The organism is Massilia genomosp. 1, assembly GCF_011682185.1.
GTDB classification, from domain to species: Bacteria; Pseudomonadota; Gammaproteobacteria; order Burkholderiales; family Burkholderiaceae_D; genus Telluria_A; species Telluria_A rubra.
Genome location: NZ_WHJF01000104.1, coordinates 1 through 24,098 on the forward strand (window position 1 = coordinate 1; position 24,098 = coordinate 24,098).

Genomic DNA, 24,098 nt, shown 5'->3' on the forward strand with positions numbered 1-24,098 from the left:
CGCAAGAGCGATGGCGAGCCCGGCGTCAAGACGATCTGGCTCGGCTTGAAGGATGTTCACGTGGCGGCGGAAACGATACGCGCGCTACGGGGAATTGGCGCACTGAACACTTGTGTATAACGAGGTGGCTATAACGGCGGCCATGATCCACGCTACGCAGAGAAGGTCGAAATTTGCATGGATTATCTGAAAGGGAGGGATGCGGAATGCGCGTCATAACGATATTGATTCTGATAGCGCTGGGTTCGGCGCCATTGTGCGCAGCAACTGCAAAATCGGCCGGGCCGCTGCAACCAATAGGCGCCCTGGCACTATGTGACCAATTCTCGCAAGCGGACATACGCGACTGTATCGCCAAACAGGCGGCCACCAGCGCAGCGGTGCTGAAAGCGGCGCAAGCGAAGGTTGTCGCAGCGATGGCCAAGTGGGACGAAGATGAGAATTATGTCAATGTGGCGAGGGCGAAACTGAAACAAGCCAATATCGTTTTCGTCCGTTATCGTGAATCGGAATGTGGCTATGCGACGTCGCTCGTCGGTGGTGCTGCGGGCAACTCGCATGAGATTAGCCGGTTAGCTTGCGTGGCCGATCTGAATACGCAGCGCGCGGCCAGATTGACCAGAGACGCCAAATTTCTGATACCCCGATCGTCGTGACGGCCTGCGTTCCTGCTCCGATGAATACGACAGCGACGTGAACGGTGCCGGCGCAGAAGCGAACTTTGCTCGAAGACGTGATGGTGGGCCGCTGCCGGACGCCTTGAGCGAGCTCGACTTATCAGGGCCGGTTCGCGACAGCATTCCGCAGCGACTTACACACTGCTTTACCTGAAGGAAAGATGCACGACGCGGTTCTTGACGACATGTTTTTTGACGGCGCTGGGCGTCACGCCAATGTACCAGGCGGCCGAAAAAACGAGCGCCTGACAGAAACCGTCTGCTACGCGGGATAGTTGGACAAAGTCGAGCTAAGTAAGCGCGCATAAATTCTTGTCATTTCCAGCTTCCATAAGCGGCAGCCTTGCTGCGTTGCCCGCCGCTAAGTACCCGCCCATAAATAACTGTGATTTTTGTCTTCCATAGCCGGCGCGCTACGGCGTTGCCCTTCGCTCGCAGTGCTCGCACTGCGTCGCGTCGGGCGCCTTGCCAGGCACCCGCTTCTGTTCGCTATAAATGACAATAATTTCTGCACACTTACTTAGCGCATGAAGGCGCGCGCGGCGCGCAACAAGGTCTCCGGGTGGGCCATGCCATGGTAGGTCGACGTCATCGGCTTTTCGATATCGAGCAACTGGTAGACCGCCTTCTGCGCCGTGCGCACCGAGTACTCCATGGTATAGGTGGTGCCTTCGCTCTCCACGTACTGCCCAAGAAAGGCGAGATTGCGCGACTTCTCGGGAATGACCTCGGGCCGGTCGCCAGGGGTGCGGCACAGGAATTGCGCGTGGCCGGCCGGGAGCACTGACTTGCGGCAGATGGTCTTTTGCACCAGGCGTGGAATATCGCTCAAGCCCAGCAGCGAGAACAGTTCGGTCAGTATCTCTTCCGGGCTGCAATCTTCCATACGCTTGGGCACAAACTTACCGATTCCCTTGGGCCAGATGCCATAACACCACAACACCTTGGTGTCGGGCCCCTGATCGGCGAACCAAGGCTGCTTGGGCACGATCAGCGACAGGCTCCAGGGCGAATCGATGAAGGTGGTGAGCCGGTTGACATCAGGCTCTTGACCGAAACGCTCCCTGAGCATGTCGTAGACTTCCAGGTCGTTCAAGGTGATCGTGCATGTCGTCATGGTCGACTTGTCGGTCTGGGACGTGAACACGGCCGGCATGCCGAAGTCTGAGCGGCCCTGCGCGATGGTGTGCCACAGCTTCCATGCGCCCGAATCGAGCGGCGCTGCGATCGACCCCAAGGTCACCAGCACCTTGTCATCCGGCGCCACCTGGATCTCGACACGCGTGCCCGCTTGCATGCAAACGATGGCCTGCACGACAGTCTCGGACGCATCCGGCGCAAACGCCAGATCGATCACTTCGGTGTCCATGACGAAGTTCACCCCCTGCTTGCGCAAGTAATCGACCATCGGACGCACGATACTGTCCTGGTTGTTGCTCACGCTCGAACGGATCGAATGCAGGGTATCCATGTCCTGGACGTTCTGGATGAAGGTGTGCAGGTAGCGGCGCATTTCCTGCGCGCTGTGCCAGCGGCCGAATGCAAAGATGGTCGAGAACATCCACCAGAACGGGGAGGAGAAGAACGCTTCCGAAAAGAAGTCACTGATCGGCCGGTTCTTCAACGAGGCCTCGCTGCCCAGCGACAGGCGGGTGATCGCCAGCTGGTCGCGCGCGCTCACGCCATAGGAAACGACAGGAACCGCCTGGCCGTCGGCCATCAAGCGGGTCTTCGTGTCGATGCTGAAATGGTCGCAGAAGGCGTGGATCTCGTCGTTGACCGTCTTGCCGGGAGCGCCCAGCGCCGGGATCGATGCAAGCACATTCTGCATGCACGGATACGCACGGTAATCGAAGCCGCGCGTGCCGCGGCACAGATAGCCGTCCTTGGCGTTGCCGTCGGCGTCGAGACTGCCGCCGAGCTGGTGGAAATACTCGAAAATCGTGATGTCCGCACCGCGCATGTCGCCGTCGCGAATCATGTAGAGTGCCGCGCTCAAGGAAGCGATGCCGCTTCCCACTAAATATGCCTTTGTCATGTTTTCCTTGGAGAGAGTTTTGCCCAGCCGTCGCGCGAGAGCCGACGCAGCGGCGCGCTCGCGCCTTTTTGACGACATTAACCGATAATGGACGCATGATAGGCGCGCAATCATGCACAGTCTGTTCGTCGCCGCACATAGCTTGCGTATTCGTCGCAATGTGGCCACCCAGTCCAGAACAAACTGGCCACCCAGTCCACGTCAAACCGGCCAGGCATTCCAGGCCACGGCGGACAGTCGGAGCGTAGCGGCGCGAGGTTCACGTCTTTACTATGATTGCTCGTTCCAGGCCAATTCTTTTTCGTTTTTTTCATCGATTCTTGTGTCGGCAGGGGCCACAGCGAAGGGCGCACGAATGCGATGGTGTCGGAGAAGGTGGGGCTGTCCTTGGCGTACCAGGCGGCGGTGCCAGTGGCAATCTCGACGGCCTTGTCACCCTGGCCGTACCATTGTGACAGCGTCACGCTGCGCCAATGAGTGGCCTCGGAAGTCGCTCTTTCTTTCAGTGTAGGCTGGCGCGCTCCCTTGCGCCGTGGCCGGCCGCGTGCGCCAGGTGCTCGCTCGGGCGCCGGATCGTACAAAGCGGCGTCAAGCCGCAAATGGGTGACGATGCACAGCTTGTGGCGTAGCGCATCGAGCAGTTCCAGCGCCGCGAAGCTGCTGTCGGCCACGACCACGATTGAGTACGCGATGATATTTCTGGCATTGCCGCTCCTGCGACAAACCCATGACGCGCAGCACGGCACTGACCGTGCGCGACCCAACGGCCAGGATGGCGCCTGTCAACAGGATCTGTACCAGCGGCCAGGCACGCTTGGAAAACAGATCGGAAAAACCTACAATGACCTTCGTAAGCCCGGATGCTATTACTGTCATGATGAACCTCGCTGGAACGAGTGGATCAATCATTGACTACGCATTCGGGCTGACGTTCCCTTCGTCCATCGCTCACAATCGCCGGTGGCGCTGCCGGCAACTCGCACGAGATCAGCCGGCTCGCTTGTGTGGCCGACCTCAACGCGCAGCGCGCGCAGAGATTGATGAGCGACGCCAAGTCGTTGCCGCCGCGCTAATCCGGTCTGCGGTGCTGCCTTAAGAGCCTATTCTTGTAGGGCGCGTAGCTGGATGCCGGTCCAGCGGGAGCGCGGACAAGGCGGGAGGAGGACGCATGGCTAGCCATGCTACGACGAGCAACGCCGTCCCCGCTTCCGAGGGACCGGCAGCAAGCGGCGCCTTGCCTGCAAGAATAGGCTCTAAGTGGGGCGCGCCGCAGCGGCGTGGTGGCGCGCTGATTGACTTGGCCAGGGTCTGCGGCCGCTCACAGATCGACGATCACCAGGCTGCCGTGGCTGCCCGCCAGTACGGCGTGCGGCGTTCCCGCCTCGACCAGGTACATGCTGCCGGCCTCGACCGTCACAGCCGCCCCCGCCACGTCCAGCAGCATGCGCCCCGTCGCCACCAGCAGCGCCTCGTTATAGTCGTGCGTTTCCTCGCCATAGGCCAGCGCGTCCATCCTGAGCAGCTTGACCCTGGCCGGGCCGACCTGGCCCAGCACCTGCGATTGCCACGCCGCCGGCAGTGCGCCGGCAAGGCCGGGCAAGTCGAATAAGGGCATGTACCACTCCTTTGAAAACTATTCCACGAACGTCTGTTTGATCCGCTCGGACTTGAGCATATAGGGTATCCATATCAGCGGCGGCACCACCGTTTGCAAGAGCGCAACGATAGAGTCCGTGTCGAGCAGGGGGCGGCCGGGCAGCATCAGGTGCAGGGCGATCGTATAGCCGAAATAGAAGAGGATCGACAGTATTTGCGTTGCAATGAACAATCTGGGAAAGCCGCGTTGTTTGCCGAAGAACTGGCAAAACAGCACGATCGATCCGATGAAGGCGGCAATGCCGAAGGATACTTCGAGCAACACCAGGGGCTTCCATCCCCAATGCACAACGCTGCCCGGCGCGTTAATGGCGGCCCATGGTTCTCCGTAAAAGAAGTCCTTGAGCATTTTCGGCATCACGGCCAGCATATACAGCGGCCCGATCACCACGATCAATCCCACTACAATCAGCCAGCCTCTCACGCCTTGCAGGTCGGTCTTCGCTTGGTCCACGGCGCACTTCTTTCTTCATTCCGGTAAGCCAGTATCTTAGGTGATGAGCACCGATAATGCCAAAAAGAAATTTTGAGGGAGTGCTCGGAACTGCACGGACTATACTATTGATCCAATAACATTTTTGTGGCCGGGCAATGGCGAAAGACATCTATTTTTTCGGCAAGGACGGTCGTTACGCGGCCTTGTCCAACTTCGCCAGCAGTGCGTTTTCGCTCGACGGCCATGCCTGGCGCACGATGGAGCACTATTTCCAGGCCATGAAATTCGAAGGCAGCGCCCAGTTCGAGCGCATCCTCGGGTGCGGCTCGCCCAAACAAGCCAAGGACCTCGGCCAGAGCCGCGCCACCCCGATCCGGCGCGACTGGGATGAAGTGAAAGAAAGCATCATGCTGCGCGGCTTGCGCCAGAAATTCCAGGACCCCGCACTGCGCGCGCTGCTGCTCGGCACCGGCAAGAAACGCCTCATCGAGGACTCGCCCTACGACAGTTACTGGGGCATCGGCCCGAACGGCAAAGGCAAGAACCGCCTGGGCGAACTGCTGATGCAGTTGCGCGGGGAACTGTCCCGCAGCGACTGACTATGCCTCCCGGCATGTGGCGCCGCCTCTGTGCTGGCACAGGCGGCGCGCTGACACTGGCCAAACAAGGGCCGCATCGGCTCCCGTACGCTGGGTTCAGGTCCAGGACGCCAGCGCGCGTGCCTGCCTGTCCCCTTGAACGTGTATGAGGAGAACTAAAATGGCACTGCAAGCAATGTGGGTCCCTGGCTACGTCGCCCAGGTCGAAATTCCCGGCAACACACGTTTGCGCCTGGTCAATGGCATACCCTGGACCGATGTGACCGGGCTGCGCGTCGGCTGGGGCAGCACCTTCCGCGGCGCGGCCAACCAGACCAACTGGTTTCACTTCGCCATTCCCACCCCGGTGATCACCGACGGCAAGCGGGTGAAGCTGGACCGCGTGTTCGTCCTGTACAACGCCAGCCCCGGCGCGCGGGTGGAAGCGGCCCATATCTGGGACGGTCCTAACCGGATCCGCAATTATGATGGCTTGAACCTGACCGGCAACCATGGCGGCGGCATCGATGCATCGAACACCTGGGCCGGCGGCGGCGGACCGGTATTTTGGGGCATTGGCGTCTCCATCCTGGTGCGCTTCACCAGCGAGGCCAATATCCATTTCAGCACCGCCGGTGGCGACTTTACCTCGTAAGCGCTGTGGCCGGACCAGGGCTCAATAGAAGTACTTGGTGGCCTTGGTCCATTTACTCGCCGGATAGTATTTGTGGACCACTTCATACGCCTCGCGCGAGTAGCGTGTACGCAACTGCTCCGCTTCAGGCACCTCGCTGCCGTACGGGCACTCCATGCGCGTGGACGCGACCAGCAAGTGCAGCGCTTTCGGCGCTTCTTCATCGGCCGGCCTTGTGCGCGCCCATGACAGCAGGGTGGGCGCGAGGAACTCGCTGCGCAGGGGCAGGCGCAGCATCGCCGCCTGCTCCTTGGCCGCCTCCAGGGTCTGCTGCGCGCTTAAAAAGCGCGGGGCCGGCGCTCCCTGGCGCACCACCACCGGGCCGTCGCCCCACTCCTTTTTGCAACCCCAGTAGCGCTTTTTCTCTTCCTTGTCGAACAAGGCGGGATGCAATTCCGGCGTGTTGACCAGGATCAGCGCGCCAGCCAGCTTGCGCCCGGCGCCGCTGGCCGCCTTGCGGTAGCGCTGGTACAAATGCGCGGTGCTCTTGCGCGTCTTGGCGACCGCATCGAGCAGGCTCAGCGCAGTTTCCTCGTCGCCCGCGCTCAGGGCGCGCGCCAGCATGCCTTCTTCCAGCTTCGCTTTCCAGGCCGGCGGCAGCAGCCGGTGCGCGCGCAGCACCTTCAGTTCGGCCATCGGCAGATGGCGCCAGACGGCGACGTCGAAATCGTCGTCGGTGGCCTGCTGGTCCGCCTTGACCGGGACCGCGTCGATTTCTTCGCCGCGCTCGACCTGATCGATGCGGCGCGGCGCCGCCGTCAAGAACGCATCGAGCGTGCCGGCCGAGAGCATCTTCAGCGCCAGGAAGCGGTTGCTGGTGGCCGCCGACATCTGCTTGCCCTGGGCCGCGAGCAGGCGGTCGATATCGTGGTCGGCGCGTTCGCCCTGGCGTTCGGCCAGCGCCAGGCGCGCCAGGTGGTATTGCACGGTCTGGTACAGCGGATGGCTGGCCGGCATGGCCGACGCGGCCGTGCGTTCAGCCGCGCTCAGCTCGTTCGAACGGGCCAGGCTCAGCAACGGCGCCAGCCAGATCGGGTCGGCCTGCTTGAGCCAGCTCTTGCGCAGGGTGTCGAGCGCGGCCATCCGTTGCGCCTGCAACAGTTCGCCCCGCTCGGACGACCATTGATCGAGCACCGCGTCGGCCTGCATGCTGGCGATCCACGCCGTCATCGGTTCCCTGGCGGCCAAGGTGACACTGCGCGGCAGCTTGTCCATCAGCACCAGGTAGTCGCTCAGCATGCGCGCGGTGTCGGGACCGAACGGCTCTTTCTCGAGCGCGCGCGCCAGCGCGGCCAGGCGCGCGGCCGGGTCCAGGCGGGCCTCGACCAGGGTCGCCATCTGCCTGGCCGGGGCCGACGTTTGCGCCAGCGCGTCGAGCTCCCGCTTCGCTTGCGCCAGCGCGTCCAGGCGCTCGCGCGCCGCCGGCTGCTCGCCCAGCGGGAATTGCAGCGTGGCCTTGCGGATCAGGGTGCGCGCCGCAAGGTAGGGCGCCAGGGCTTGCCACGGCGAGGTCGGCTCACGCGCAATCTGCTGGAACTGGCTGCGCGCCTGATCGACATTGCGCGCGTAAAAATTGGCGGCGGCGCTCTGGTAGGCATGGTCGTGGCGCAGCCAGGCGGGGGCGTCGGACGGCAGCGGCGGCGGTAGCTTGACCACGCGTTTCGGCACCGGCTTGTCCCAGTCGTGGCGCGGCTCGGCGCAGTTGGCGAACACCGCATCCTGGCCTTGCAGCCACAGCTTGAACCAGGCGTCCGGCTTGCCGCCGGCGGCGAGCCCGGCGCGCGCGGCCAGGGTCAGGCCGGCCTGCTTGAAAGCGTCCGGATGGCAATTCAGATACGGGTCGCCGTGCGCGGCAACGGCCGTGACATCGATCTCCATCTCGACCGGCAGCGCCAGTTGCGCCGCCAGCGGCGCGCGCGCGGCCAGCCAGCTCGACGGGCCGTCACCATCGGGGTCCAGGCCATTCCACGCGCTGGTCGTACCCACGTGCCAGGAATCGATGTGCAGCGCCGCCACCTGCTGCTTGCTCAGCGGGCGGCCACGCGCGGCCTGGTAAGCCAGGTAGTGGTACACGCGCCAGTAACTGCCCGGCAAGACGCCCAGATTGCCGGCGGCGAACAGCGCGGCGTTGGCGGGCTGGAATTCGGAGGCGAAGCGGCTGGTCTGGTAAAAGTCGCCGCCGCTGGCCGAGGCCGGCGCGGCGGAGATCCACAGCAAGGCGGAGGCGAGCAGGGAACAGGTGCGGGAAAGACGCATAATCAAAGTCTCGATGGAATGGTTGAACGGGGAGTCTCGCGCAGCGCCTGCCAGCGCGCGGCGCTCCAGGCTTGCGGGGAAAAATAGTAGCGGCGGCCTTCGCGCACCGCCATCATTGGCTCGTCGGTGGAAAAGCCGATCGCCGCGCCGCAACGCGCACGCGTAAAGCCGCGCTGTTGCAGCAGGCGCGCGCGCAGGGCGTGCTGCGCCTGGCCCATGCGAAAGGCCATCGGCACCACTTCGTCGGCGGCGATGTCGTGCAGCCAGTAATCGTCCAGGCACCACGACGCCAGCGCCGTGACCGACAGCGCGATGGATGGATCGAGGCGCGCGCGGATGGCGCCGATGGTGCGCGCCAGGAAAGGGCGCTGCGAGCGACGCACCTCGAAGTCGAGCTGCACCACCTTGCGGTTGGCCTGGGCGGCCAGGCGCAGCAATTCCTCGGCCACGCGCCGGCCCTGGGCCTCGCTGAGCGCGGGCGGGCGGCGCCACGACATATCCACATGCAGCACCGGCACGCGCGGCGCGCCGGGTGCGAGCAGCAGGGCGCTGGCGCGCCGGTACACCCGGGTCTCGTCGCCCTGCAGCAGCACGGAGGACGCCACATAGGCCACGCCGATGTCCGGCGCCAGCCAGCGCAAGTCTTCCGGCCGCTCCCACGCCCATACCAGCTCGGCGGGCAGGGCGGCCAGCGCCGGATGGACCGGCCGCGCACCGCCGGCGCCGCTGTCCATCCTGAGCGTCAGGGCGAAACAGGTGAGCAAAAACACGGTGAGCAAAAGCGCGGGGAGGCGGTGCATGATCGATCGGGGCGGCGTGAGGTGGGCGCTATCTTACTCCCTTACTCCGCGTGCCCGGCTTGCGTGCGAGGGGGCGGGCGACGCCCTGCGTGCGAGGCGACGGGAGACGCCCTGCGTGCGTCATCGAACGGAGCGCGGCGCGGCGCGCTGGCAAGCTGTGCGAACACGGGCGCACTTCCCGCGCCATTCTGGAGAAAAACACCATGTCAGACAATCCGCTCGAACCGAACCCGCAAGACTACGACCGCATCAACGTCAATGTGGAGGCCGAACTTGCATACTGGACCGAACAGTTCGGCGTTCCGCGCGCGCGCCTGGCCGACGCTATCGAGCAGGTCGGACCGCGCGTGGTCGACCTGCAGAAGTTCCTCGGCCTCCCGGTTGTCGGTACCGACTGAGCGTCAGGCGCGGCGCGCCGGCGCTGCGCAACTGCGGCGCGAAGGCGGCGTTCATCGTTTTCTTCTTTTCAGTGCGGCTGGTTGCCGGGTGCCGGTTCACGTGCTGCGGCGCCTTTTTTCTCGCCGTCGCAATACCAGTTTGGCTTGGTCTGTTGCTGGGTCATGGCAAAAGCGCGCAACTCTTTCGGGAACGCGAGACTGGAAACAACGTTGGTCCCGTGGTCGTAAACGCCGTGCGCACCCTCATCCCGAAACCCATTGGAGAGAATGAGTTTCGATATCGCGCCGTTATCCTGGTGAAGATAGATACCGATGCGCGCATTGAGCATCGTCGGTGGGTTCTCCTGCGCGAACCTGGCGCGATCGAGAATATCCATCAGCGTCGACAAGGCAGCGGGCGTGGTCAGGATGTATTCGCACGAGATGGTAGGCAAATCTTCTTCCTTTTGTGCGGTGTTGAACGACCAGCCGGTCGGACCGATATAGAGCACGGCTTTTGTCAGGTGCGTGCGCAGTTCTTGCAATTGCGCGGCCACCGGCTGGCCTGGCGGCCTGCTTGTATGCGCGCATCCGGCGCACAGTGCGACGATCAGGGCCGGCCATGCGCGCATGCAGGAGACGTTCGCTGGAAACCAGCGTTGAAAAGGCAAAGCGCGGCGTATCTTCATGCGGTGCTGACTCCTGGTGGCGACATTGAAAGGGTTTCTCCTTGCATTTTACACAATGCGCGTGAGGAAGTCCGGCTTACGGCCATGCTCGCTTTTCGATACCTAAAAAGTATCACCGAAACGGTATTGGACCCTCGCGGCGCGCGGCCCCACAGTGGCTCCGTCAACCACAACAAGGAGAACACGATGGACAACGAGCGCTACACGCGCGGCTGGGACAAGCTGCGGGAAATCGATGGTGAACAGGGCGAAAAAGTGATCGCCAGCCTGGCCGGCATCGCGCCCGATTTTGGTCGCCTGCTGATTGAATTTGGTTTCGGCGACATCTACTCGCGTCCAGCCCTGGACCTGCGCTTGCGCGAGATTGCCACCATCGCCGCCCTGTGCGCGCTGGGCACGGCGACGCCGCAACTGCGGGTACATATCCACGGCGCGCTCAATGTCGGCTGCACGCGCGAAGAGGTGGTCGAGGTGATGATGCAGATGGCCTTGTACGCCGGCTTCCCGGCGGCGCTCAACGGCCTGTTCGCGGCCAAGGAAGTCTTCGCCGCGCGCGATTCCTAGACACCCTCGGCTGGTATCCGGCGGGTCCCCGCTAGTGTTCCCCGCTGGTGTCAGGTCTGACATTCGGACACGGACTCAGCCCGCCCCGCTGGTGTCAGGTCTGACATTCGGACACGGACTCAGCCAGAATCGAAACCATCGGACTGGTGTCATGCCTGACAGTGAGGGAATGTCAGACCTGACACCGCGGTGTAGTAGAGCCCGTGTCCGAATGTCAGACCTGACACCGCCGTGTAGTAGAGCTCGTGTCCGAATGTCAGACCTGACACCGGAGTGTGGCTTACATCTGCTTGAACTGCTCGGCGTAATTGCGGCTGACGGTGAGCTGCTCGCGCCGCTCCTTGAGCTTGACCACGAGGCGCCCGCGGAAGTCGGTATGCGTGCCGGCCACCGATTTGGCGGCGACAATCACGCTGCGGTGAATCTGCCAGAAGCGCGCTTCGTCGAGCTGCTCGCGCAGTTTGCTCAGCGGCGTGCGGATCAGGCATTCGCCTTCCTGCAAAAACACGCTGGTGTATTTGTCGTTGCTCTGGAAGTAGATCACTTCGTCGATGGCGATCAGGCGCGTCTCGTCGCCATGCGCGGCGCGGATCCATTGCAGGGGCGCGGCGGCGGGCGTGGCGGCGGGGGGCACGGGCGCGGCCAGTTGCTGCAGCAGCGCGCGCAAGGCGTCGGGCGCCACCGCCGGCGCCGGCGCGCGCAGCGCCAGTTTGAGCTTGGCGACGGTCTTGGCCAGGCGCTCGACCGTGGTCGGTTTGAGCAGGTAGTCGAGCGCCGCGTGCTCGAAGGCGTCCACCGCGTACTCGTGATGGGCGGTCACAAAAACGATGTGCGGCGCCTTGCCGTCGCTCGCCAGGCGCTGCGCCAGATCGAGGCCGTTCAGGCCGGGCATCTGGATGTCGAGGAAGACCACGTCGGGCGCCAGTTCGTCAATCAGGCGCAGCGCTTCAATGCCGTTGCCGGCCTTGCCGACGATGCGCAGTTGCGGCCAGGCCATGGCCAGCTGCGTTTGCAGGTAGTCGAGCAGGTGCGGTTCGTCGTCCGCTATCAGGGCGCGTGGATGGTCGATGGCGGCGTCTCTTTCAGTGGCATCAGCAGGCGTACGGTTATCCCGCAGGGTTCATTTTCGAGCAATTGTACCTGAGCCGAAGCGCCATACACACTGCGCAGGCGCGCACGCAGGTTCGATAGCCCGACCCCGCCGCCCGGCTTGGGCGGCGAGTTGCCCAGTCCCGCGCCGGTGTCGCTCACTTCGATGCACAGCAGGCCATCGCGGCAGGTGGCGCGGATGAGGATGCGCCCGCCCTCGACCTTCGGTTCGAGCCCGTGCGCAACGGCGTTTTCGACCACCGGTTGCAGCAGCATGGGCGGCATGGCGATGTCGCGGCAGCCGTCCGCCTCGATCCGGTACGACAGGCGCGCGCCCATGCGCACCGCCAGGACGTCGAGGTAGGCGGCCACCAGGTCGAGTTCCGCGCCCAGCGTGGCCTGGTCGGCGCGGCTGGCCGCCAGGCTGGCGCGCAGGTAGTCGATGAAGCGTTCGAGCATGTGGCGCGCCTGGGCGGGATGGGGCTCGATCATGCCGACCACGTTGGCCAGGGTGTTGTATAAAAAATGCGGTTCGATCTGGGCCTGCAGCGCGCGCAGGCGCGCTTCGGCCAGCAGCTGGGCGGCGCTGGCGATTTGTTCGCGCTGGCGCGCGGCCAGGGTTTCGGTTGCGATGCGGCGCTCGCCGCTGACCAGCACCACGACCATGATCAGCGCCGCGAACAGGGCGAACGGCAGCAGCGGCGCCAGGTCCACGCCGCCGCTCAGGTAGCGCAGCGGATTGACGCCCTTGAGCAGGCCGTTGCCGATCACGATGCCGGCGACCACGCACAGGCTCACGGTGATCACGAAGTACAGCACGCGCGGCAGCCCGGCCAGCCGCGATGGCCAGCCGCGCAGGACATAGTCGCCGCCGCTCAGCACCGCGTGAATCAGGTAGCCGACCATGTTCGAGATCACCAGCGTCGGCCCGAAAAAGGCCGGGAAGCCATGGCGCTCGCCCCTGAACAGCATGTTCGCCGCCGTCAGGAAGATGGCGATCATGCAGTTCCAGATGCCGGTATAGAGCACATCGCGCCACGGCGAACAAGGCCAGCGCCGGAACAGCGGAATGGCGTCGAGCGGATGCGTGGACGTGTGCGCGGGAAGTTCGATCGTGTTCATCAAGATGCCAGAAAATTGCCGTGGAAGCAGTGCGGAGCGCGGTAGGGCAGGCGCGCCAGGGCCAGCGGACCGGCCTTGACGCGGGCGGCGTCGAACACGGTCATCACGGTTTGCCCGCGCTTGGTGTCCTGCGCCACGCCGACCAGGTAGCCGTCGGTTTCGGAGCGGGCGTTGGCGCGCGCGACCAGCACGTGTTCTTCCACCTGCCAGCCGGCGTCGAAACGGTAGCTGTCCGCCTTGCCGGTGTCGGTGCCGACCAGGTTGACGGTGTCGAGCACAATGTCGGCGTTGCGCGCCGAGCTGCTTAACAGGGCAAGCTGGCGGTGGCGGGCCGATACCACCTGCGGCATCACGCGCGGGAATTCGCTGGCGCCGAACAAGCGCGCCGTCGTCGCACGGCCGCTCGCGTAATCGAGCGTGACCTGGGCCGCGAAGCCGCGCGTGGGCGTGTTCTTCTGGCGTTCGCCGTGCATCACGAGGCCGACCTCGTGCAGCGCGTCGCCCTGGTGCAGCACCACGTCGAAGCGGGTGGTGGCGCCGTCGTCAAACGCGTTCCCGAAATGGAAAACCATGTGCGGCGGCAGTTCGAACACCTGGCGCACTTCCATGCTCGCCTTGGACACCACCACCACCCGCACCGGGCGCGCTGCGGCGCCGCTGCCGGCCCAGTGATGCTGCTCGGCGAAGCTCTGGCCTTCGGCAGGCACCACGTCGTACGGCGGAACCAGGAAAATGAGGTGCTGGGCGCTGACCACGAAGTCATGCACCATCGCCAGTTGCGGCACCTTGACCATGGCGCTCTTGAGCACCTGGCCGTTGGCGCCGATGCGGTACAGGGCCAGCCGGTCGCCGCCGGGGAGGGCGCCGAAATTCCACATGCCGCCATACGGATCGATCTTGGGATGGGCCGAAAACGGCATCGACTTCATGTCCTCGTTCCAGGTCTTGATGCCGACCGTGGCCAGGGTGGCCGGATCGACCTCGGTGGCCGAGCCGCCTTCCCACAGGGCGTACAGGCGGCCGTTGAACGGCAGCAGGTTGGTGTTGGCGGCGTTCATGGTGTCGTTGCTCTTCACGCCGCGCCGCCCGACCCAGGTGCCGAAGGAGGGGTAGAGAAACTGGCCGGCGGCGTTTTCTTCGCCAAAGCGCTCGGTCTCGACGAATTTGCCGATGTGGCTTACCTTGCCGTCGGCGATCTGCCAGCGCTGGGCGAAGCCGTCGCCGTCGAACCAGTGGTGATGGCGCTCGCCGCCCAGCTCGAAACGCCCAGGGCCATTGCGAAAGAACACGCCGTTCAGGTCTTGCGGGATGCGGCCCCAGACCCGCGCCGCGCCGGACTGCCGGCCCACGGTGTCGGCGTACACCGCCAGGGTGGGGTCGCGCTTCCACGCCGCGTGGAAGCGCTGGTAGGTGGCGGCATCGGCCAGGGCGCTGCCGGGAACGAGGCCGAGCGCGGCCAGGCTGGCGGCGGAAGTGAGGAAGGTGCGGCGTATCATGGTGTTCTCCGGCTTAGTTTTTCAGGCTGACGGTGGTGTTCAGGCCAGCCGCCGACAGGGTGAATCTGGCATCGACGAACTTCGGCGGCCCCATTTTACCGAGGGCGTTGTTACTGAATGCATAGTCCTCGGTCGGAATGCCCATCATGTTGGTGTCCATTTTGCCATTGCCGTTGGCATCGTGGAAGATGGCGTAGGCGTAGTCGCCTTCTGGCAGGTCCTTGACGATGACGGTGGTGCTGCCCTCGACGGCTTGTTCGGCAGTCGCGCCGACCGATTTTTTAAGGAAGGTGCCGGCCGAGTCGTACAGGGCGACCTGCACGGTGCCGTCGCCGCTGCGCACCTCGTCGATGCGGATGGTAAGGGTGGCGGCGCCGGCCAGGGAGGCGGTCAGCAGGGCGCAAGCGCAGAAGGCGGTGGTGAGCAGGTGGCGCATGGTGTTCTCCGGTGGGTGTGTGGTTGCGATGAAGTGACTCTATCGACAACGCGGCCGGAGCGGAGAAGCTTGCGACGAAATGCGGGAGATTGGCGCGAAATGCAGCGGGACGGCGCCAAATGCGGCGCGCCGCGTGATCTTCTCAGCGCAGGGAGTCGAGCGCGTATTCGGCCGAGCGCAAGGCGTCGCGCGTGCTTTGCGTGCTGCGGTCGATATCGCGCAATTCATTGCGTATATCGCGCCGGCGCTGGTCGAACTCCTTGCGAATGCGCTTGCGCTCATCGTCCTTGTCGCTGGCCGCCAGTTGCTTCGATTCGTCCTTGTCGGCGTCGTGCAGGCGGCGCTGCAAACGCTCGCTGCGGCTGTCCAAGCCACTGATCTGGCTGCGCAGGGCGTACACGGCGTAGCCGGCTTCATGGCGGCGCCGGAATGCGAAGTCGAGCGGCGCCGGACATACTCCGGCATACGCGCTGCCGTTCAGGCCAAGGGGCGCGGCGTTCTCGAGCCGGCAAAAGGTGTGCAGGCCGCGTTCCCGGCCCGCGACGTAGCTGGCCGAATCGACCGCGGTGCCGGCCTTGGAGCAGGACTTGGCGTGCTCGTTAAGCGTGGACATGGTCTTTCCGGCCAGGCCGTCGCGCATGCCGATGTCGCTCCAGTTGGCCGACTTGCACTCGTCGGGCGTCATCGTGTCGCAGCCGCACATCAGCGTTGCCGCCAACAGTGCAGCCACCGGTCCAATCAGTCTGTTTGCCATCATGCCTCCGCAATTGTCGTCTAAAAAAATGCTACCATGACAACGCGGGTGCGGGTGGCCCATACCGGAAAAATCGGGCTTCTTGTGGCCGGAAACGCACGCGCGACAGTCGAAGGGCGTCGCTGCCGCTCAGTGCAGCCTGACCGAGGGCGAGAGCTTTTCGCGAATCCAGTCGGCCACCGTCTGCGCCGACATGCGCACCACGCCGTGCAGCGCCACCTGGTGCTTGCGGTACATCAGGCTATACAGGAGGCGCGCCAGCGCGCCGCCGACCGCGTATTTTCGTCCCGACGAGTGGGTGAGCACGCCCACCGCCGCCAGCGGCCCGAGCGACACCAGCGAGCCGTAGTCGCGGTAGGCAAACGGCGCGTCCAAGGGCGACGCCTGGCCCAGCACCTGCGCCAGGTACAAGGCTTGCTGGTGCGCCGCCTGCGCGCGCGGCGGCACCTTGCCGAGGATCGGGCAGAGCACATTGGCGCAGTCGCCGATCGCATACACGTTGGCATCGTCGAGCGCCTGGAGCGACGGCCCCACCGCAATCTGGCGCAGGCGATTGGTGCCCAGGCCGAGCGTGGCGCACAGCGCTGGCGCTTGCACGCCGGCGGCCCACAAGGTAATCGCCGAGGGATAGATGCCGCCGTCGGTGTCGATGACCGCGCCGGCATCGACCCGCGCCACGGCGGTATCGAGCAGTACCTTGATGCCCAGCGCGCGCAGGTGGCGCGCGGCGCGCTTGGACAGGCGCTGGTGCAGGTGCGGCAGCAGCAGCGGGCCGCGTTCCAGGATGCGGATGCGCACATGCCGCACAGGGTCCATCGCATGCACGTTGTACCTGGCCAGCGCGCGTGCGCTGTGGCTCAATTCGGCCGCCAGTTCCACCCCGGTGGCGCCGCCGCCGACGATCACGATGTCGATGCCGGGCTCTTGCGCTCCGGCCGCCTGGCGCGCGCTGGCCTGGATGCAGCCGTCGATGAAGCGCTGGCGGAACGTTTCGGCCTGCGCCACGTCGTCCAGGGTCAGCACGTGCTGCCCGGCGCCCGGCACGCCGAAGAAGTTGGTCACCGATCCCAGTGCCAGCACCAGTTTGTCGTAGCCGATCGAGCGCGCCGGCAGCACTTCGGCGCCGTCGTCGGCGATCCACGGCGCCAGTGCCACCCTGCGCGCCTCGCGGTCCACGCCCAGCACTTCGCCGCGCGCGAATTCGAAGCCATGTTCGGCCGCCTGGGCGGCGTAGTCGATCGCCATCACTTGCGGATCGTGCTTGCCCGAGGCGACCGTGTGCAACAGGGGCTTCCAGAAATGGGTCGGCCAGCGGTCGACCAGCACGACGCGCGCGCGCCCGGTTTTCGCCGCGCTGTTGCCGAGCCGGGTCGCCAGCTCCAGTCCTCCGGCGCCGCCGCCGACGATGACGATGGTTTCCATAGTGTCTCCTCCTGTAGGTGTCGCGATGTGAAAGGGCGTTGACCAGCTGTCAATATAGAGTGCGGCGACACAAAAGAAAAATCAGAGATTCACGCATATCCATAAGTTCAGGCTAATACATATGCATGGACAGCTGCGCCGCCGGTATCGCCTGCCGTGGCCGAAAGTATCCTTTGACGCTACGTTACAGGCCGGTTTCCGGTACGCGGGAGGATTCGGTGGTGCTGCGCCGGAATCGTTGCGACACTCCGGCCCGTCGTTTCAACATTCCGAGCAAACGCCACCCAATTTCACTCTCAAGGATCATCACATGTCACGTTTATCCGCCGCCGCCGTTCTCCTGCTCAGCGCTCTCGCACCGGCCGTTCACGCCCAAAAACTGGTGGCCGACACCCCGGCTGGCGAGTCGACCATGACCGTGGGGCTGGGCGTGGCCGTGGTGCCCGAATACCTGGGCGGCGACAAGCGCCGCGCGGTGCCGGTGATCGTGGCCGACTATCAGCACGCCAGCGGCTTTTTCGCCAGCACCGCGAGCGGCATCGGTTACAAGACCAAGGTCGGCCAGGTCGCCCTGAGCGGCGCCCTGGGCGTTGCCGGCAGCCGCGGCGAACGCGATCACGGGCTCTCCAGAGGCTCCGATGCGCTCAAGGGCATGGGCGAGATCAAGTCGTCGGCGATTGGCGCGTTCGGGGTCGGCTATGAGTTCGACGGCGGCATCGGCGTCGGCATGCGCGCCATGATGGCCCTGTCCCACCGCGAACGTGGCAATACGTATGAATTGGGTGCGCAGGCACCGTTGTTCAAGAACGACGTTTACCAGTTGGGGATGTTCGCCTCGGCTACCTACAGCGACAAAAAGAACATGCAGGCGTTCTATGGCGTGACCGCGGCCCAGAGCCTGACGTCCGGCTACAAAAGCTACACCACCAAGGCCGGTTTCTCGCACGTGAACCTGGGGCTGAACGCGCAGCGCAAGTTCGGCAAACATTGGTCGGTCAACTCGATGGTCGGCGTGGTCAGCCTGCTGGGCGACGCCGCCGACAGTCCGCTGGCCAAGCGCAAGACGTCGCCGCTGCTGGCCGTCACCGTGAACTACGCGTTCTGAACCTGGACCTGCCAACTGGTCTATCATGGCGTGGCCGCACAGGGTTTGTCGCGTCATTCACGAATCGATAGGGAATAGCTTATGTATCACGCCAGCTTTCGCCAGCTCCAGTCCCTGGTCCTCGTGGCCCGTCACGAGAGCGTGTCGAAGGCGGCGGAGGCCATGCACGTGACGCAGCCGGCGGTATCGCTGCAACTGCGCACGCTGGAAAACATCACCGGCGTCGCGCTCACGCGCAAGGACGGGCGCGGCATTCAACTGACGGCGGCCGGCGAGGTGATGGCGGACTTCGCCGAGCGCATCCTGCGCCTGTGGGAGCATGCCGGCGACGAGCTGGCGGCGCTGCATGGCGTCACCAGCGGCACGCTGCGCATCGGCGCAGTCACCACGGCCGAACATTTGCTGCCGCCGCTGCTGGTGCCGTTCACGCTCGAGCGGCCCGACGTGCGCCTCAAGCTCCAGGTGGGCAACCGGGTCGAAATCGTCAACATGCTGGCGCGCCAGGAGATCGACGTGGCCATCATGGGCACGCCGCCGCGCGAACTGCGCACCAACGCGGCGCGCTTTGCGCGTCATCCGATGGGTTTCGTGGCCAGCGCCGCGCATCCCTTGATGAAGAAGCGCAAACTGACCCTGGCCGATGTGGTGGGCGCCAACCTGCTGGTGCGCGAACGTGGTTCGGGTACCCGCACCGCCGTCGAGCGCCTGTTCAAGGAGGGCGGGCACGCGCTCAATTTCGGTTCCGAAGTCTCCTCCAACGAGGCGATCAAGCGCATGGTGTCGGCCGGGCTGGGGGTGGGCTTCTTATCGGTACACGCGTGCGCGCTCGAATTCAAGTCGGGCTTGCTGCGCATGCTGCCGCTCAAGGGCAATCCGGTCGACGCCGACTGGCAGGTGATGCACCTGGCCGGCCAGCCGATTCCGAAGGTGGCGGCGGCCTTCCAGGATTACGTGATCGAGCATGGGCAGGCGCTGGTCAGCAGCGAGCTGGAAGGGTTTTACCAGCGCAGCGCTGGCTAGCTGATGGCTTTTACAGGCCCGCGTCGCTCAGGGCCGCCTCGATCCGCCGCAGCGCCTGCATCTGGTACGAGGCCTCGCCCGACGGATGGGCCTCGTCCAGCTTGTTCATCATGACGGCGTAGCTGACGCCCGACGGCAGTTGGCGCAGCACGGTTGCCACGCCGGGATCGGCGCCGCTGAAACCACCATTGTTTTTCGCGCCGGCCAGCGGCACCCCGTCCGGAATGCGGTAGTGGGCCGCGAACAGCGCCATCGCCCTGGCGGTGGTGATGGTCGAACCGGTCGCGAACCAGTTGTCGGCGCGGATGGCGCCGTCGAGCGCCAGCACGGTGGTGCCGGGGACGAAGACGCTCGGCGCCGTCACCGTCGTGATGTAATCCGGTTCGCGCGGGTGACGGTCGCGCAGCAAGGAGCGCATGCCCTCGAAGTCGGCCTTCGGCACACCGAGCGGCCCCATGATCTTGTCTTGAACATAGGGTATGTAGCCCACCCTTGACGCTTTTTCGATGATCTGGCCCAGTAACAGATAGCCAAAATTCGAATACGCGGTGCGTGTGCCGGGGGCGAAATCGAGCTGCCCGCGCAGGACGAAGCGGATGATGTCGTCCTGTCGCGGCGGCGCGCGCAAGCCGAGCGACTGCCCGATGTCGAATTCGGACACCATCGGGTCGCCGCTGATGGCGGCATCCCAGCCGCCTTGATGTTCCAGCAGTTGCGCGACCGTGATCGAGGCCACCCGGCCATCCGGCGCGGCCGCCAGCAGCGCGGGCGCCAGCCAGCATGGTGCGTTGGTCCCGCTGCAAAACACATGGTCGGTGAGCGCCAGTGCGCCCTCGCGCGCCAGGGTCTGGATCGCCGCGGCGGTGACCGGCTTGACGATGCTGGCGGTGATGAACATGGCGTCGGCCGGCAGGGGAAGCTGGCGGGCGCTGTCGCGGTGCCCGTAGCCACGCTCGGCCAGCATGACGCCATCCTTGGCGACGGCCACCGTCGCCGCACTGATGCCGTTGGCGGCCATGAAGGGTTTCATGGCGGCGTCGATCCTGCCATTCAGGTCGGCGCTGCAGGCAAGCAGTTCGGGCACCGACGCGCCGGGATGCTGCGCGACGCAAGTGAGCGACTTGCCGGCGTTCGCGGCCGGTTCGCCGGCGCCGCCGCCACCACATCCGGCCAGCATGGCGAGCATGGCGATGCCCGACACCGACTGGGTTGCTGCGGGTAGATACGATAACAGTGTCATGCGATTCCTTCGTCAGATCATCAGAAGGCGCCATTATTGCAAGCGCTGTCTTTTCCAATTCTTAAGATTGGGGCACCTATAATGCGCCATGCACATACTGATCATTGAAGACGATCTCGACCTCGGTCGAGCCCTGCAAAAGGCGCTCAAGCTGGAAGGCTTCAGCAGCGAGTGGCTGCGCCGCGCCGGTGACGCGCCGCGCACCTTCGAGGGCCTGCATTACGCCTGCATCCTGCTCGACCTGTCGCTGCCGGACGGCGACGGGCAAGCGCTGCTGACCCGCTGGCGCGGCGAGGGCGTGGCCATCCCCGTCATCATCATGACCGCGCGCGCCGCATTGGAAGAGCGCCTGGCGGGGCTCGACGGCGGCGCGGACGATTTCATCGTCAAGCCGTTCGCCACGGTGGAACTGGCCTCGCGCATGCGCGCCGTGCTGCGGCGTTATGCGCAGCAGTCCAGGCAGGTGTGGACCGTCGGCGAGCTGGAAATCGAGCCGAAGGCGCATCTGGCGCGGCTGGCGGGAAGTCCCGTCGACCTGTCGCGCCGCGAATTCCAGCTGCTGCTCGAACTGGCGCGCGAACCGGGCGTCGTGGTGTCGAAAAGCGCCCTGTCCGAGCGCCTCGAGCCGCTCGGCGAGCCGGTCAACTTCGGCGCGATCGACGTGCATGTCTATAACCTGCGCGGCAAGATCGGCGGCCACCGGATTCGCACCGTGCGCGGCGTTGGTTACATGCTCGTCCCATGCTGAATTTTTTGCGCCCCACGCTGGTCCGGCGCGTGGTCCTCTCGTTGTTGATGGCGTTTGCCATCGCCTGGCTATTGTTGTTGGCGGTGATGTACGTCAGCGCCAACGACCAGGCGGCGCAAGACAAGGGCGTCGAGGATGTTGGGCGGGGACTGGTCGCATCGCTGGCGCGGCTCGACAATGCGGGAGAAGCGCGCGCCGTCGCCGCCGCCACGTCGGAACAGATCGACCTGCTTTACCGCGCCAACGACATTCCCGTCGTGATGTTGATCGAGCTGACCGACCAGGATGGAACGCGCCTGTACCTGTCGCCCGCCGCCGGTTCCGCGCGCCTCGCCGGCGACCCGCGCAGGCTGGTCACGGCCTTGGTCAATGGCCGCACGTTCCGGGTGTTCAAGGGCGGGGCAGGGCGCTGGTCGGTGGCGCTCGCCGTATCGCGGGTGGACGATACCTTTTTGCTGCTGACGCTCGGGCGCGACCTGGTCGTTTACCTGCTCATTGCGTTTCCGTGCTTCCTGCTGCCGGTCTGGCTCGCGGTGTCGCGCGGCATGCGCCCGCTGCGGCAACTGAGTGAACTGATCGCCGCGCGCGGCACCGACGACATGTCGCCCACCGGCGTCGATCCGGCGTATGTGGAACTCAAGCCGCTGGTGGGCGCGCTGGACCGTTTCCTTGCGCAGCTGCGCGAGAAGATCGCGCGCGAACATGGCTTTGTGCAGGACGCCGCGCATGAACTGCGCACGCCGATGGCGGTCATTTCCGCCCAGGCCCACGTGCTGGCCTTCGAGCCCGAACCCGAGGGGCGGCGCGAGGCGCAGCGCCATCTCGATCATGCGATCGCGCGCGCATCGCACCTGATCGCGCAGTTGTTGCAGCTGGCGCGGGTGGACAGCGCGCGCCTGGGCGAGACCGCCACCATCGACGTGGCCCATCTGGTGCGGCATCACCTGGCGCGGGTGGCGCAGGCGGCGATGGACAAGGACATCGAACTGGCCCTGGAAGCGCCCGAGCGCTTGCCGTTTGCACTGGAAGTGCAGGCCTTTCAATCGATCCTGGACAACCTGCTCGATAACGCGCTGCGCTATGCGGGCGCGGGCGCGAACGTGATCGTCGGGCTGGATCGGGAAGACGGCTGGCTGACGCTCGCCGTGGCCGATGACGGGCCGGGGATTGCGCAGGCCGACGTGGCGCATGTGTTCGAGCGCTTTTACCGTGCCAGGTCGCAGGATACGACCGGCTCGGGCCTGGGCCTGGCGATCGTCAGGCAGGCCGCCTTGCGCCTGAACGGCACGGTCGCACTCGAGCCGGGACCGGGCGGGCGCGGTTGCCGCTTTGTCGTGCGGATCGCAGCGCCGCGCTGAGGGGTACGTGGCGGCCGGCGGATGGCGCACTGCGCCGTCGTTCGCGTCGCTGTGTTTCTGGAACAGTCGATCCGGGCATGGAATCGCGCGCGCCATCTCAATAGCGCACTAACGGCACAAAAACTGCGCCGAGGTGTCCAACATCAGACCATGACCCGTTTAGCGGCATATCTCCTGGAGCATCCACGACATGAGCGAACCAACCCTGCTTTCCGGCGCAGAATGTGATCTTCCGGAATAACTGGCGTTCGCGCGCGCCCGAGCGTCACAGGCTCCCCTGACCGTCGCGGGTGGCAAGCACGCGGTCGATCAGGCCATATTGCGCGCCCTGGTCGGCCGACATGTAATTGTCGCGGTCCGAATCCTTCCCGATTTGCGCCAGCGTTTGCCCTGTGCGTTCGGCATAGATCGTGTTGAGGCGGTGGCGCAGGTACAGCACTTCGCGCGCCTGGATCTCGATGTCGGCGGCCACGCCTTGCGAACCGCCATGCGGCTGGTGCATCATCAGGCGCGCATTCGGCAGGGCATAGCGCTTGCCGATCGCGCCGGCCGCCAGCAGGAACGAGCCCATGCTGGCGGCGAAGCCCGTACACAGCGTCGACACATCCGGCTTGATGAACTGTATCGTGTCGTAGACCGCCATGCCGGCATACACCGAGCCGCCCGGCGAATTGATGTAGAGCGAGATATCCTTGTCGGGATTGTCCGATTCGAGGAACAGCAATTGGGCCACGATCAGGTTGGCCGATTGCTCGGTTACTTCGCCCACCAAAAAGATCACGCGTTCTTTCAGCAGGCGCGAGTAAATGTCGAAGGCGCGCTCGCCGCGCCCTGTTTGTTCTATGACGGTGGGCACCAGGCCGAGCGCTTGTGGAAAAGTGGAAGTCATGATGGTCCTTTTGCGGTAGAGTCGAAGCACGGAGTCGATTGAACCCGCTTGACGCCTGCGGACCGGCGCGGTGTGACAGCAAAGATATAGCCTGAATGTTGCACAAACCACCGCCGCAGCGCCGCTTTTCCGATGCCGGACCTTTTCAACTTGAATCGGAATGTCGCGGGCGATAGCGTCCCTACCCAATTGAACGGGACAGTCAATGAAGCGGTTTGAAGGTTGAAGTTTGGCGGCGTGTGGTCGATTCTCGGCAGACCGGACGTGACCCCGTCAGGACGAGTTTAGCGTCGTTGCCGGCCTCGACAGATACAGTCGTTCGGTCAGTGTCCGCAGCAGATGTTTGACCGGGCACGCGCTCGGCAGATGAAGAACGATCTTGTTCTTGTACTGCCGAACTTGCACGGCGATTTTGAACAGCTTGGAGATGACCGTCGAAGGCTGCGCCTGCTGTGAACGGGCTTTGAAAAGCGCGCAAATTTGGGCTTTGCACGCGGTTTTTGTTAAATTCCCCGCCGTGCCCGGGACAGGGCGATTGCATGAAGGATCAGATTGGTAGGCCTAAGACCTTGGCAAGATAGTCGGCGCTCCAGGCTGCCTTCATGCGCTTGGTAGCGATCCCGAGCTTAGCCGTCTTCTCGTTCTTCAGCAGGT

26 protein-coding genes are annotated in these 24,098 nt (G+C 64.7%); 10 read left to right on the forward strand and 16 right to left on the reverse strand.

Going from position 1 to position 24,098, the window contains the following annotated elements; translation table 11 throughout:
- Positions 1-120 (forward strand): IS4 family transposase (locus tag F1735_RS35820; protein WP_222853092.1); only part of this gene is annotated, 120 nt, incomplete at its 5' end.
- Between the two features lie 86 nt (positions 121-206).
- Complete coding sequence (locus F1735_RS27135) at positions 207-656, forward strand: lysozyme inhibitor LprI family protein (RefSeq protein ID WP_167239835.1); 450 nt, start codon at positions 207-209, stop codon at positions 654-656.
- Between the two features lie 541 nt (positions 657-1,197).
- Here the strand turns inward: F1735_RS27135 and F1735_RS27140 are convergent.
- From F1735_RS27140 to F1735_RS27155, 4 genes are all read right to left on the reverse strand, one after another.
- The gene (locus tag F1735_RS27140; protein WP_167239836.1) at positions 1,198-2,715 is read right to left on the reverse strand and encodes an oleate hydratase; all 1,518 of its coding nucleotides are present in this window, start codon (positions 2,713-2,715) and stop codon (positions 1,198-1,200) included.
- Between the two features lie 110 nt (positions 2,716-2,825).
- Positions 2,826-3,386, reverse strand: coding sequence for a hypothetical protein (locus F1735_RS36855; protein ID WP_373888587.1), 561 nt, complete (start codon positions 3,384-3,386; stop codon positions 2,826-2,828).
- Positions 3,387-4,033: 647 nt separating this feature from the next.
- Positions 4,034-4,330 (reverse strand): cupin domain-containing protein, encoded by a 297-nt coding sequence (locus F1735_RS27150; protein ID WP_167239837.1) that lies wholly within the window; start codon positions 4,328-4,330, stop codon positions 4,034-4,036.
- 18 nt (positions 4,331-4,348) lie between these two features.
- Complete coding sequence (locus F1735_RS27155) at positions 4,349-4,825, reverse strand: DUF2569 domain-containing protein (protein WP_167239838.1); 477 nt, start codon at positions 4,823-4,825, stop codon at positions 4,349-4,351.
- Between the two features lie 137 nt (positions 4,826-4,962).
- Here F1735_RS27155 and F1735_RS27160 point away from each other — a divergent pair, with 137 nt between their 5' ends.
- Complete coding sequence (locus F1735_RS27160; protein ID WP_167239839.1) at positions 4,963-5,406, forward strand: NADAR family protein; 444 nt, start codon at positions 4,963-4,965, stop codon at positions 5,404-5,406.
- A 160-nt stretch (positions 5,407-5,566) separates the two neighbouring features.
- Positions 5,567-6,040, forward strand: a complete 474-nt coding sequence (locus F1735_RS27165) for a DUF6623 family protein (RefSeq protein ID WP_167239840.1) — start codon at positions 5,567-5,569, stop codon at positions 6,038-6,040.
- 21 nt (positions 6,041-6,061) lie between these two features.
- Here F1735_RS27165 and F1735_RS27170 read toward each other — a convergent pair whose 3' ends face one another.
- Both F1735_RS27170 and F1735_RS27175 read right to left on the reverse strand, forming a co-directional pair.
- Positions 6,062-8,335 (reverse strand): hypothetical protein, encoded by a 2,274-nt coding sequence (locus F1735_RS27170; protein WP_167239841.1) that lies wholly within the window; start codon positions 8,333-8,335, stop codon positions 6,062-6,064.
- Positions 8,336-8,337: 2 nt separating this feature from the next.
- A complete protein-coding gene (locus tag F1735_RS27175; protein WP_167239842.1) occupies positions 8,338-9,135 on the reverse strand; it encodes a hypothetical protein in 798 nt (265 codons plus the stop codon).
- A 203-nt stretch (positions 9,136-9,338) separates the two neighbouring features.
- Between F1735_RS27175 and F1735_RS27180 the strand changes: the two genes are divergently transcribed.
- Positions 9,339-9,533, forward strand: a complete 195-nt coding sequence (locus F1735_RS27180) for a DUF3606 domain-containing protein (RefSeq protein ID WP_167239843.1) — start codon at positions 9,339-9,341, stop codon at positions 9,531-9,533.
- A gap of 68 nt (positions 9,534-9,601) precedes the next feature.
- Here F1735_RS27180 and F1735_RS27185 read toward each other — a convergent pair whose 3' ends face one another.
- Entirely contained in the window at positions 9,602-10,201 is a 600-nt protein-coding gene (locus F1735_RS27185) for a hypothetical protein (protein WP_167239844.1), read from the reverse strand.
- Between the two features lie 186 nt (positions 10,202-10,387).
- On the opposite strand from F1735_RS27185, the gene F1735_RS27190 reads away from it, so the two are divergent.
- Positions 10,388-10,765, forward strand: a complete 378-nt coding sequence (locus F1735_RS27190) for a carboxymuconolactone decarboxylase family protein (RefSeq protein WP_167239845.1) — start codon at positions 10,388-10,390, stop codon at positions 10,763-10,765.
- A gap of 280 nt (positions 10,766-11,045) precedes the next feature.
- Here F1735_RS27190 and F1735_RS27195 read toward each other — a convergent pair whose 3' ends face one another.
- The 6 genes from F1735_RS27195 to F1735_RS27220 all read right to left on the reverse strand — a co-directional run bounded on the left by F1735_RS27195 (position 11,046) and on the right by F1735_RS27220 (position 17,084).
- Positions 11,046-11,762: a LytR/AlgR family response regulator transcription factor gene (locus F1735_RS27195; protein ID WP_229505991.1), complete on the reverse strand. Its 717-nt coding sequence runs from the start codon at positions 11,760-11,762 to the stop codon at positions 11,046-11,048.
- Positions 11,763-11,812: 50 nt separating this feature from the next.
- Positions 11,813-12,976 carry a sensor histidine kinase gene (locus F1735_RS27200; protein ID WP_167239846.1) on the reverse strand — a complete coding sequence of 388 codons (1,164 nt, stop codon included), beginning with the start codon at positions 12,974-12,976 and terminating at the stop codon, positions 11,813-11,815.
- Complete coding sequence (locus F1735_RS27205) at positions 12,976-14,472, reverse strand: carotenoid oxygenase family protein (RefSeq protein ID WP_167239847.1); 1,497 nt, start codon at positions 14,470-14,472, stop codon at positions 12,976-12,978. The genes F1735_RS27200 and F1735_RS27205 overlap by 1 nt, the downstream gene beginning before the upstream one ends.
- 13 nt (positions 14,473-14,485) lie before the next feature.
- Positions 14,486-14,908, reverse strand: coding sequence for a DUF2141 domain-containing protein (locus tag F1735_RS27210; protein ID WP_167239848.1), 423 nt, complete (start codon positions 14,906-14,908; stop codon positions 14,486-14,488).
- 142 nt (positions 14,909-15,050) lie between these two features.
- The gene (locus F1735_RS27215; RefSeq protein ID WP_167239849.1) at positions 15,051-15,662 is read right to left on the reverse strand and encodes a DUF2799 domain-containing protein; all 612 of its coding nucleotides are present in this window, start codon (positions 15,660-15,662) and stop codon (positions 15,051-15,053) included.
- Positions 15,663-15,791: 129 nt separating this feature from the next.
- Entirely contained in the window at positions 15,792-17,084 is a 1,293-nt protein-coding gene (locus F1735_RS27220) for an NAD(P)/FAD-dependent oxidoreductase (RefSeq protein WP_167239850.1), read from the reverse strand.
- A gap of 310 nt (positions 17,085-17,394) precedes the next feature.
- Between F1735_RS27220 and F1735_RS27225 the strand changes: the two genes are divergently transcribed.
- Both F1735_RS27225 and F1735_RS27230 read left to right on the forward strand, forming a co-directional pair.
- A complete protein-coding gene (locus F1735_RS27225; protein ID WP_167239851.1) occupies positions 17,395-18,189 on the forward strand; it encodes a MipA/OmpV family protein in 795 nt (264 codons plus the stop codon).
- A gap of 81 nt (positions 18,190-18,270) precedes the next feature.
- Positions 18,271-19,209 carry a LysR family transcriptional regulator gene (locus tag F1735_RS27230; protein WP_166885979.1) on the forward strand — a complete coding sequence of 313 codons (939 nt, stop codon included), beginning with the start codon at positions 18,271-18,273 and terminating at the stop codon, positions 19,207-19,209.
- A 10-nt stretch (positions 19,210-19,219) separates the two neighbouring features.
- On the opposite strand, the gene F1735_RS27235 is transcribed toward F1735_RS27230, so the two are convergent.
- Complete coding sequence (locus tag F1735_RS27235; RefSeq protein ID WP_167239852.1) at positions 19,220-20,449, reverse strand: serine hydrolase domain-containing protein; 1,230 nt, start codon at positions 20,447-20,449, stop codon at positions 19,220-19,222.
- A gap of 88 nt (positions 20,450-20,537) precedes the next feature.
- Here F1735_RS27235 and F1735_RS27240 point away from each other — a divergent pair, with 88 nt between their 5' ends.
- Together F1735_RS27240 and F1735_RS27245 are read left to right on the forward strand one after the other, a co-directional pair.
- Positions 20,538-21,197, forward strand: a complete 660-nt coding sequence (locus F1735_RS27240) for a response regulator (protein WP_167239853.1) — start codon at positions 20,538-20,540, stop codon at positions 21,195-21,197.
- Positions 21,191-22,555 carry a sensor histidine kinase gene (locus tag F1735_RS27245; protein WP_167239854.1) on the forward strand — a complete coding sequence of 455 codons (1,365 nt, stop codon included), beginning with the start codon at positions 21,191-21,193 and terminating at the stop codon, positions 22,553-22,555. Before F1735_RS27240 ends, F1735_RS27245 begins: the two co-directional genes overlap by 7 nt.
- Before the next feature lie 265 nt (positions 22,556-22,820).
- Here the strand turns inward: F1735_RS27245 and clpP are convergent, their stop codons facing one another.
- Together clpP and F1735_RS27255 are read right to left on the reverse strand one after the other, a co-directional pair.
- Positions 22,821-23,444 (reverse strand): ATP-dependent Clp endopeptidase proteolytic subunit ClpP, encoded by a 624-nt coding sequence (gene clpP / locus F1735_RS27250; RefSeq protein ID WP_167239855.1) that lies wholly within the window; start codon positions 23,442-23,444, stop codon positions 22,821-22,823.
- Positions 23,445-23,717: 273 nt separating this feature from the next.
- Positions 23,718-23,924, reverse strand: a complete 207-nt coding sequence (locus F1735_RS27255) for a transposase (RefSeq protein ID WP_167239857.1) — start codon at positions 23,922-23,924, stop codon at positions 23,718-23,720.
- Positions 23,925-24,098: the final 174 nt, after the last annotated feature.

What these genes read in the sequence shown, in the direction of transcription:
- F1735_RS27165 (WP_167239840.1), top strand. Translation starts at nt 5,567, where the DNA reads ATGGCACTGCAAGCAATGTGGGTCCCTGGCTACGTCGCCCAGGTCGAA.
- F1735_RS27170 (WP_167239841.1), bottom strand. Translation starts at nt 8,335, where the DNA reads ATGCGTCTTTCCCGCACCTGTTCCCTGCTCGCCTCCGCCTTGCTGTGG.
- F1735_RS27245 (WP_167239854.1), top strand. Translation starts at nt 21,191, where the DNA reads ATGCTGAATTTTTTGCGCCCCACGCTGGTCCGGCGCGTGGTCCTCTCG.
- F1735_RS27135 (WP_167239835.1), top strand. Translation starts at nt 207, where the DNA reads ATGCGCGTCATAACGATATTGATTCTGATAGCGCTGGGTTCGGCGCCA.
- F1735_RS27200 (WP_167239846.1), bottom strand. Translation starts at nt 12,976, where the DNA reads ATGAACACGATCGAACTTCCCGCGCACACGTCCACGCATCCGCTCGAC.
- F1735_RS27150 (WP_167239837.1), bottom strand. Translation starts at nt 4,330, where the DNA reads ATGCCCTTATTCGACTTGCCCGGCCTTGCCGGCGCACTGCCGGCGGCG.
- F1735_RS27180 (WP_167239843.1), top strand. Translation starts at nt 9,339, where the DNA reads ATGTCAGACAATCCGCTCGAACCGAACCCGCAAGACTACGACCGCATC.
- F1735_RS27185 (WP_167239844.1), bottom strand. Translation starts at nt 10,201, where the DNA reads ATGAAGATACGCCGCGCTTTGCCTTTTCAACGCTGGTTTCCAGCGAAC.
- F1735_RS27205 (WP_167239847.1), bottom strand. Translation starts at nt 14,472, where the DNA reads ATGATACGCCGCACCTTCCTCACTTCCGCCGCCAGCCTGGCCGCGCTC.
- F1735_RS27230 (WP_166885979.1), top strand. Translation starts at nt 18,271, where the DNA reads ATGTATCACGCCAGCTTTCGCCAGCTCCAGTCCCTGGTCCTCGTGGCC.
- F1735_RS27195 (WP_229505991.1), bottom strand. Translation starts at nt 11,762, where the DNA reads ATGGCCTGGCCGCAACTGCGCATCGTCGGCAAGGCCGGCAACGGCATT.
- clpP (WP_167239855.1), bottom strand. Translation starts at nt 23,444, where the DNA reads ATGACTTCCACTTTTCCACAAGCGCTCGGCCTGGTGCCCACCGTCATA.
- F1735_RS27235 (WP_167239852.1), bottom strand. Translation starts at nt 20,449, where the DNA reads ATGACACTGTTATCGTATCTACCCGCAGCAACCCAGTCGGTGTCGGGC.
- F1735_RS27140 (WP_167239836.1), bottom strand. Translation starts at nt 2,715, where the DNA reads ATGACAAAGGCATATTTAGTGGGAAGCGGCATCGCTTCCTTGAGCGCG.
- F1735_RS27225 (WP_167239851.1), top strand. Translation starts at nt 17,395, where the DNA reads ATGTCACGTTTATCCGCCGCCGCCGTTCTCCTGCTCAGCGCTCTCGCA.
- F1735_RS27190 (WP_167239845.1), top strand. Translation starts at nt 10,388, where the DNA reads ATGGACAACGAGCGCTACACGCGCGGCTGGGACAAGCTGCGGGAAATC.
- F1735_RS27210 (WP_167239848.1), bottom strand. Translation starts at nt 14,908, where the DNA reads ATGCGCCACCTGCTCACCACCGCCTTCTGCGCTTGCGCCCTGCTGACC.
- F1735_RS27175 (WP_167239842.1), bottom strand. Translation starts at nt 9,135, where the DNA reads ATGCACCGCCTCCCCGCGCTTTTGCTCACCGTGTTTTTGCTCACCTGT.
- F1735_RS27215 (WP_167239849.1), bottom strand. Translation starts at nt 15,662, where the DNA reads ATGGCAAACAGACTGATTGGACCGGTGGCTGCACTGTTGGCGGCAACG.
- F1735_RS27240 (WP_167239853.1), top strand. Translation starts at nt 20,538, where the DNA reads ATGCACATACTGATCATTGAAGACGATCTCGACCTCGGTCGAGCCCTG.
- F1735_RS27220 (WP_167239850.1), bottom strand. Translation starts at nt 17,084, where the DNA reads ATGGAAACCATCGTCATCGTCGGCGGCGGCGCCGGAGGACTGGAGCTG.
- F1735_RS27160 (WP_167239839.1), top strand. Translation starts at nt 4,963, where the DNA reads ATGGCGAAAGACATCTATTTTTTCGGCAAGGACGGTCGTTACGCGGCC.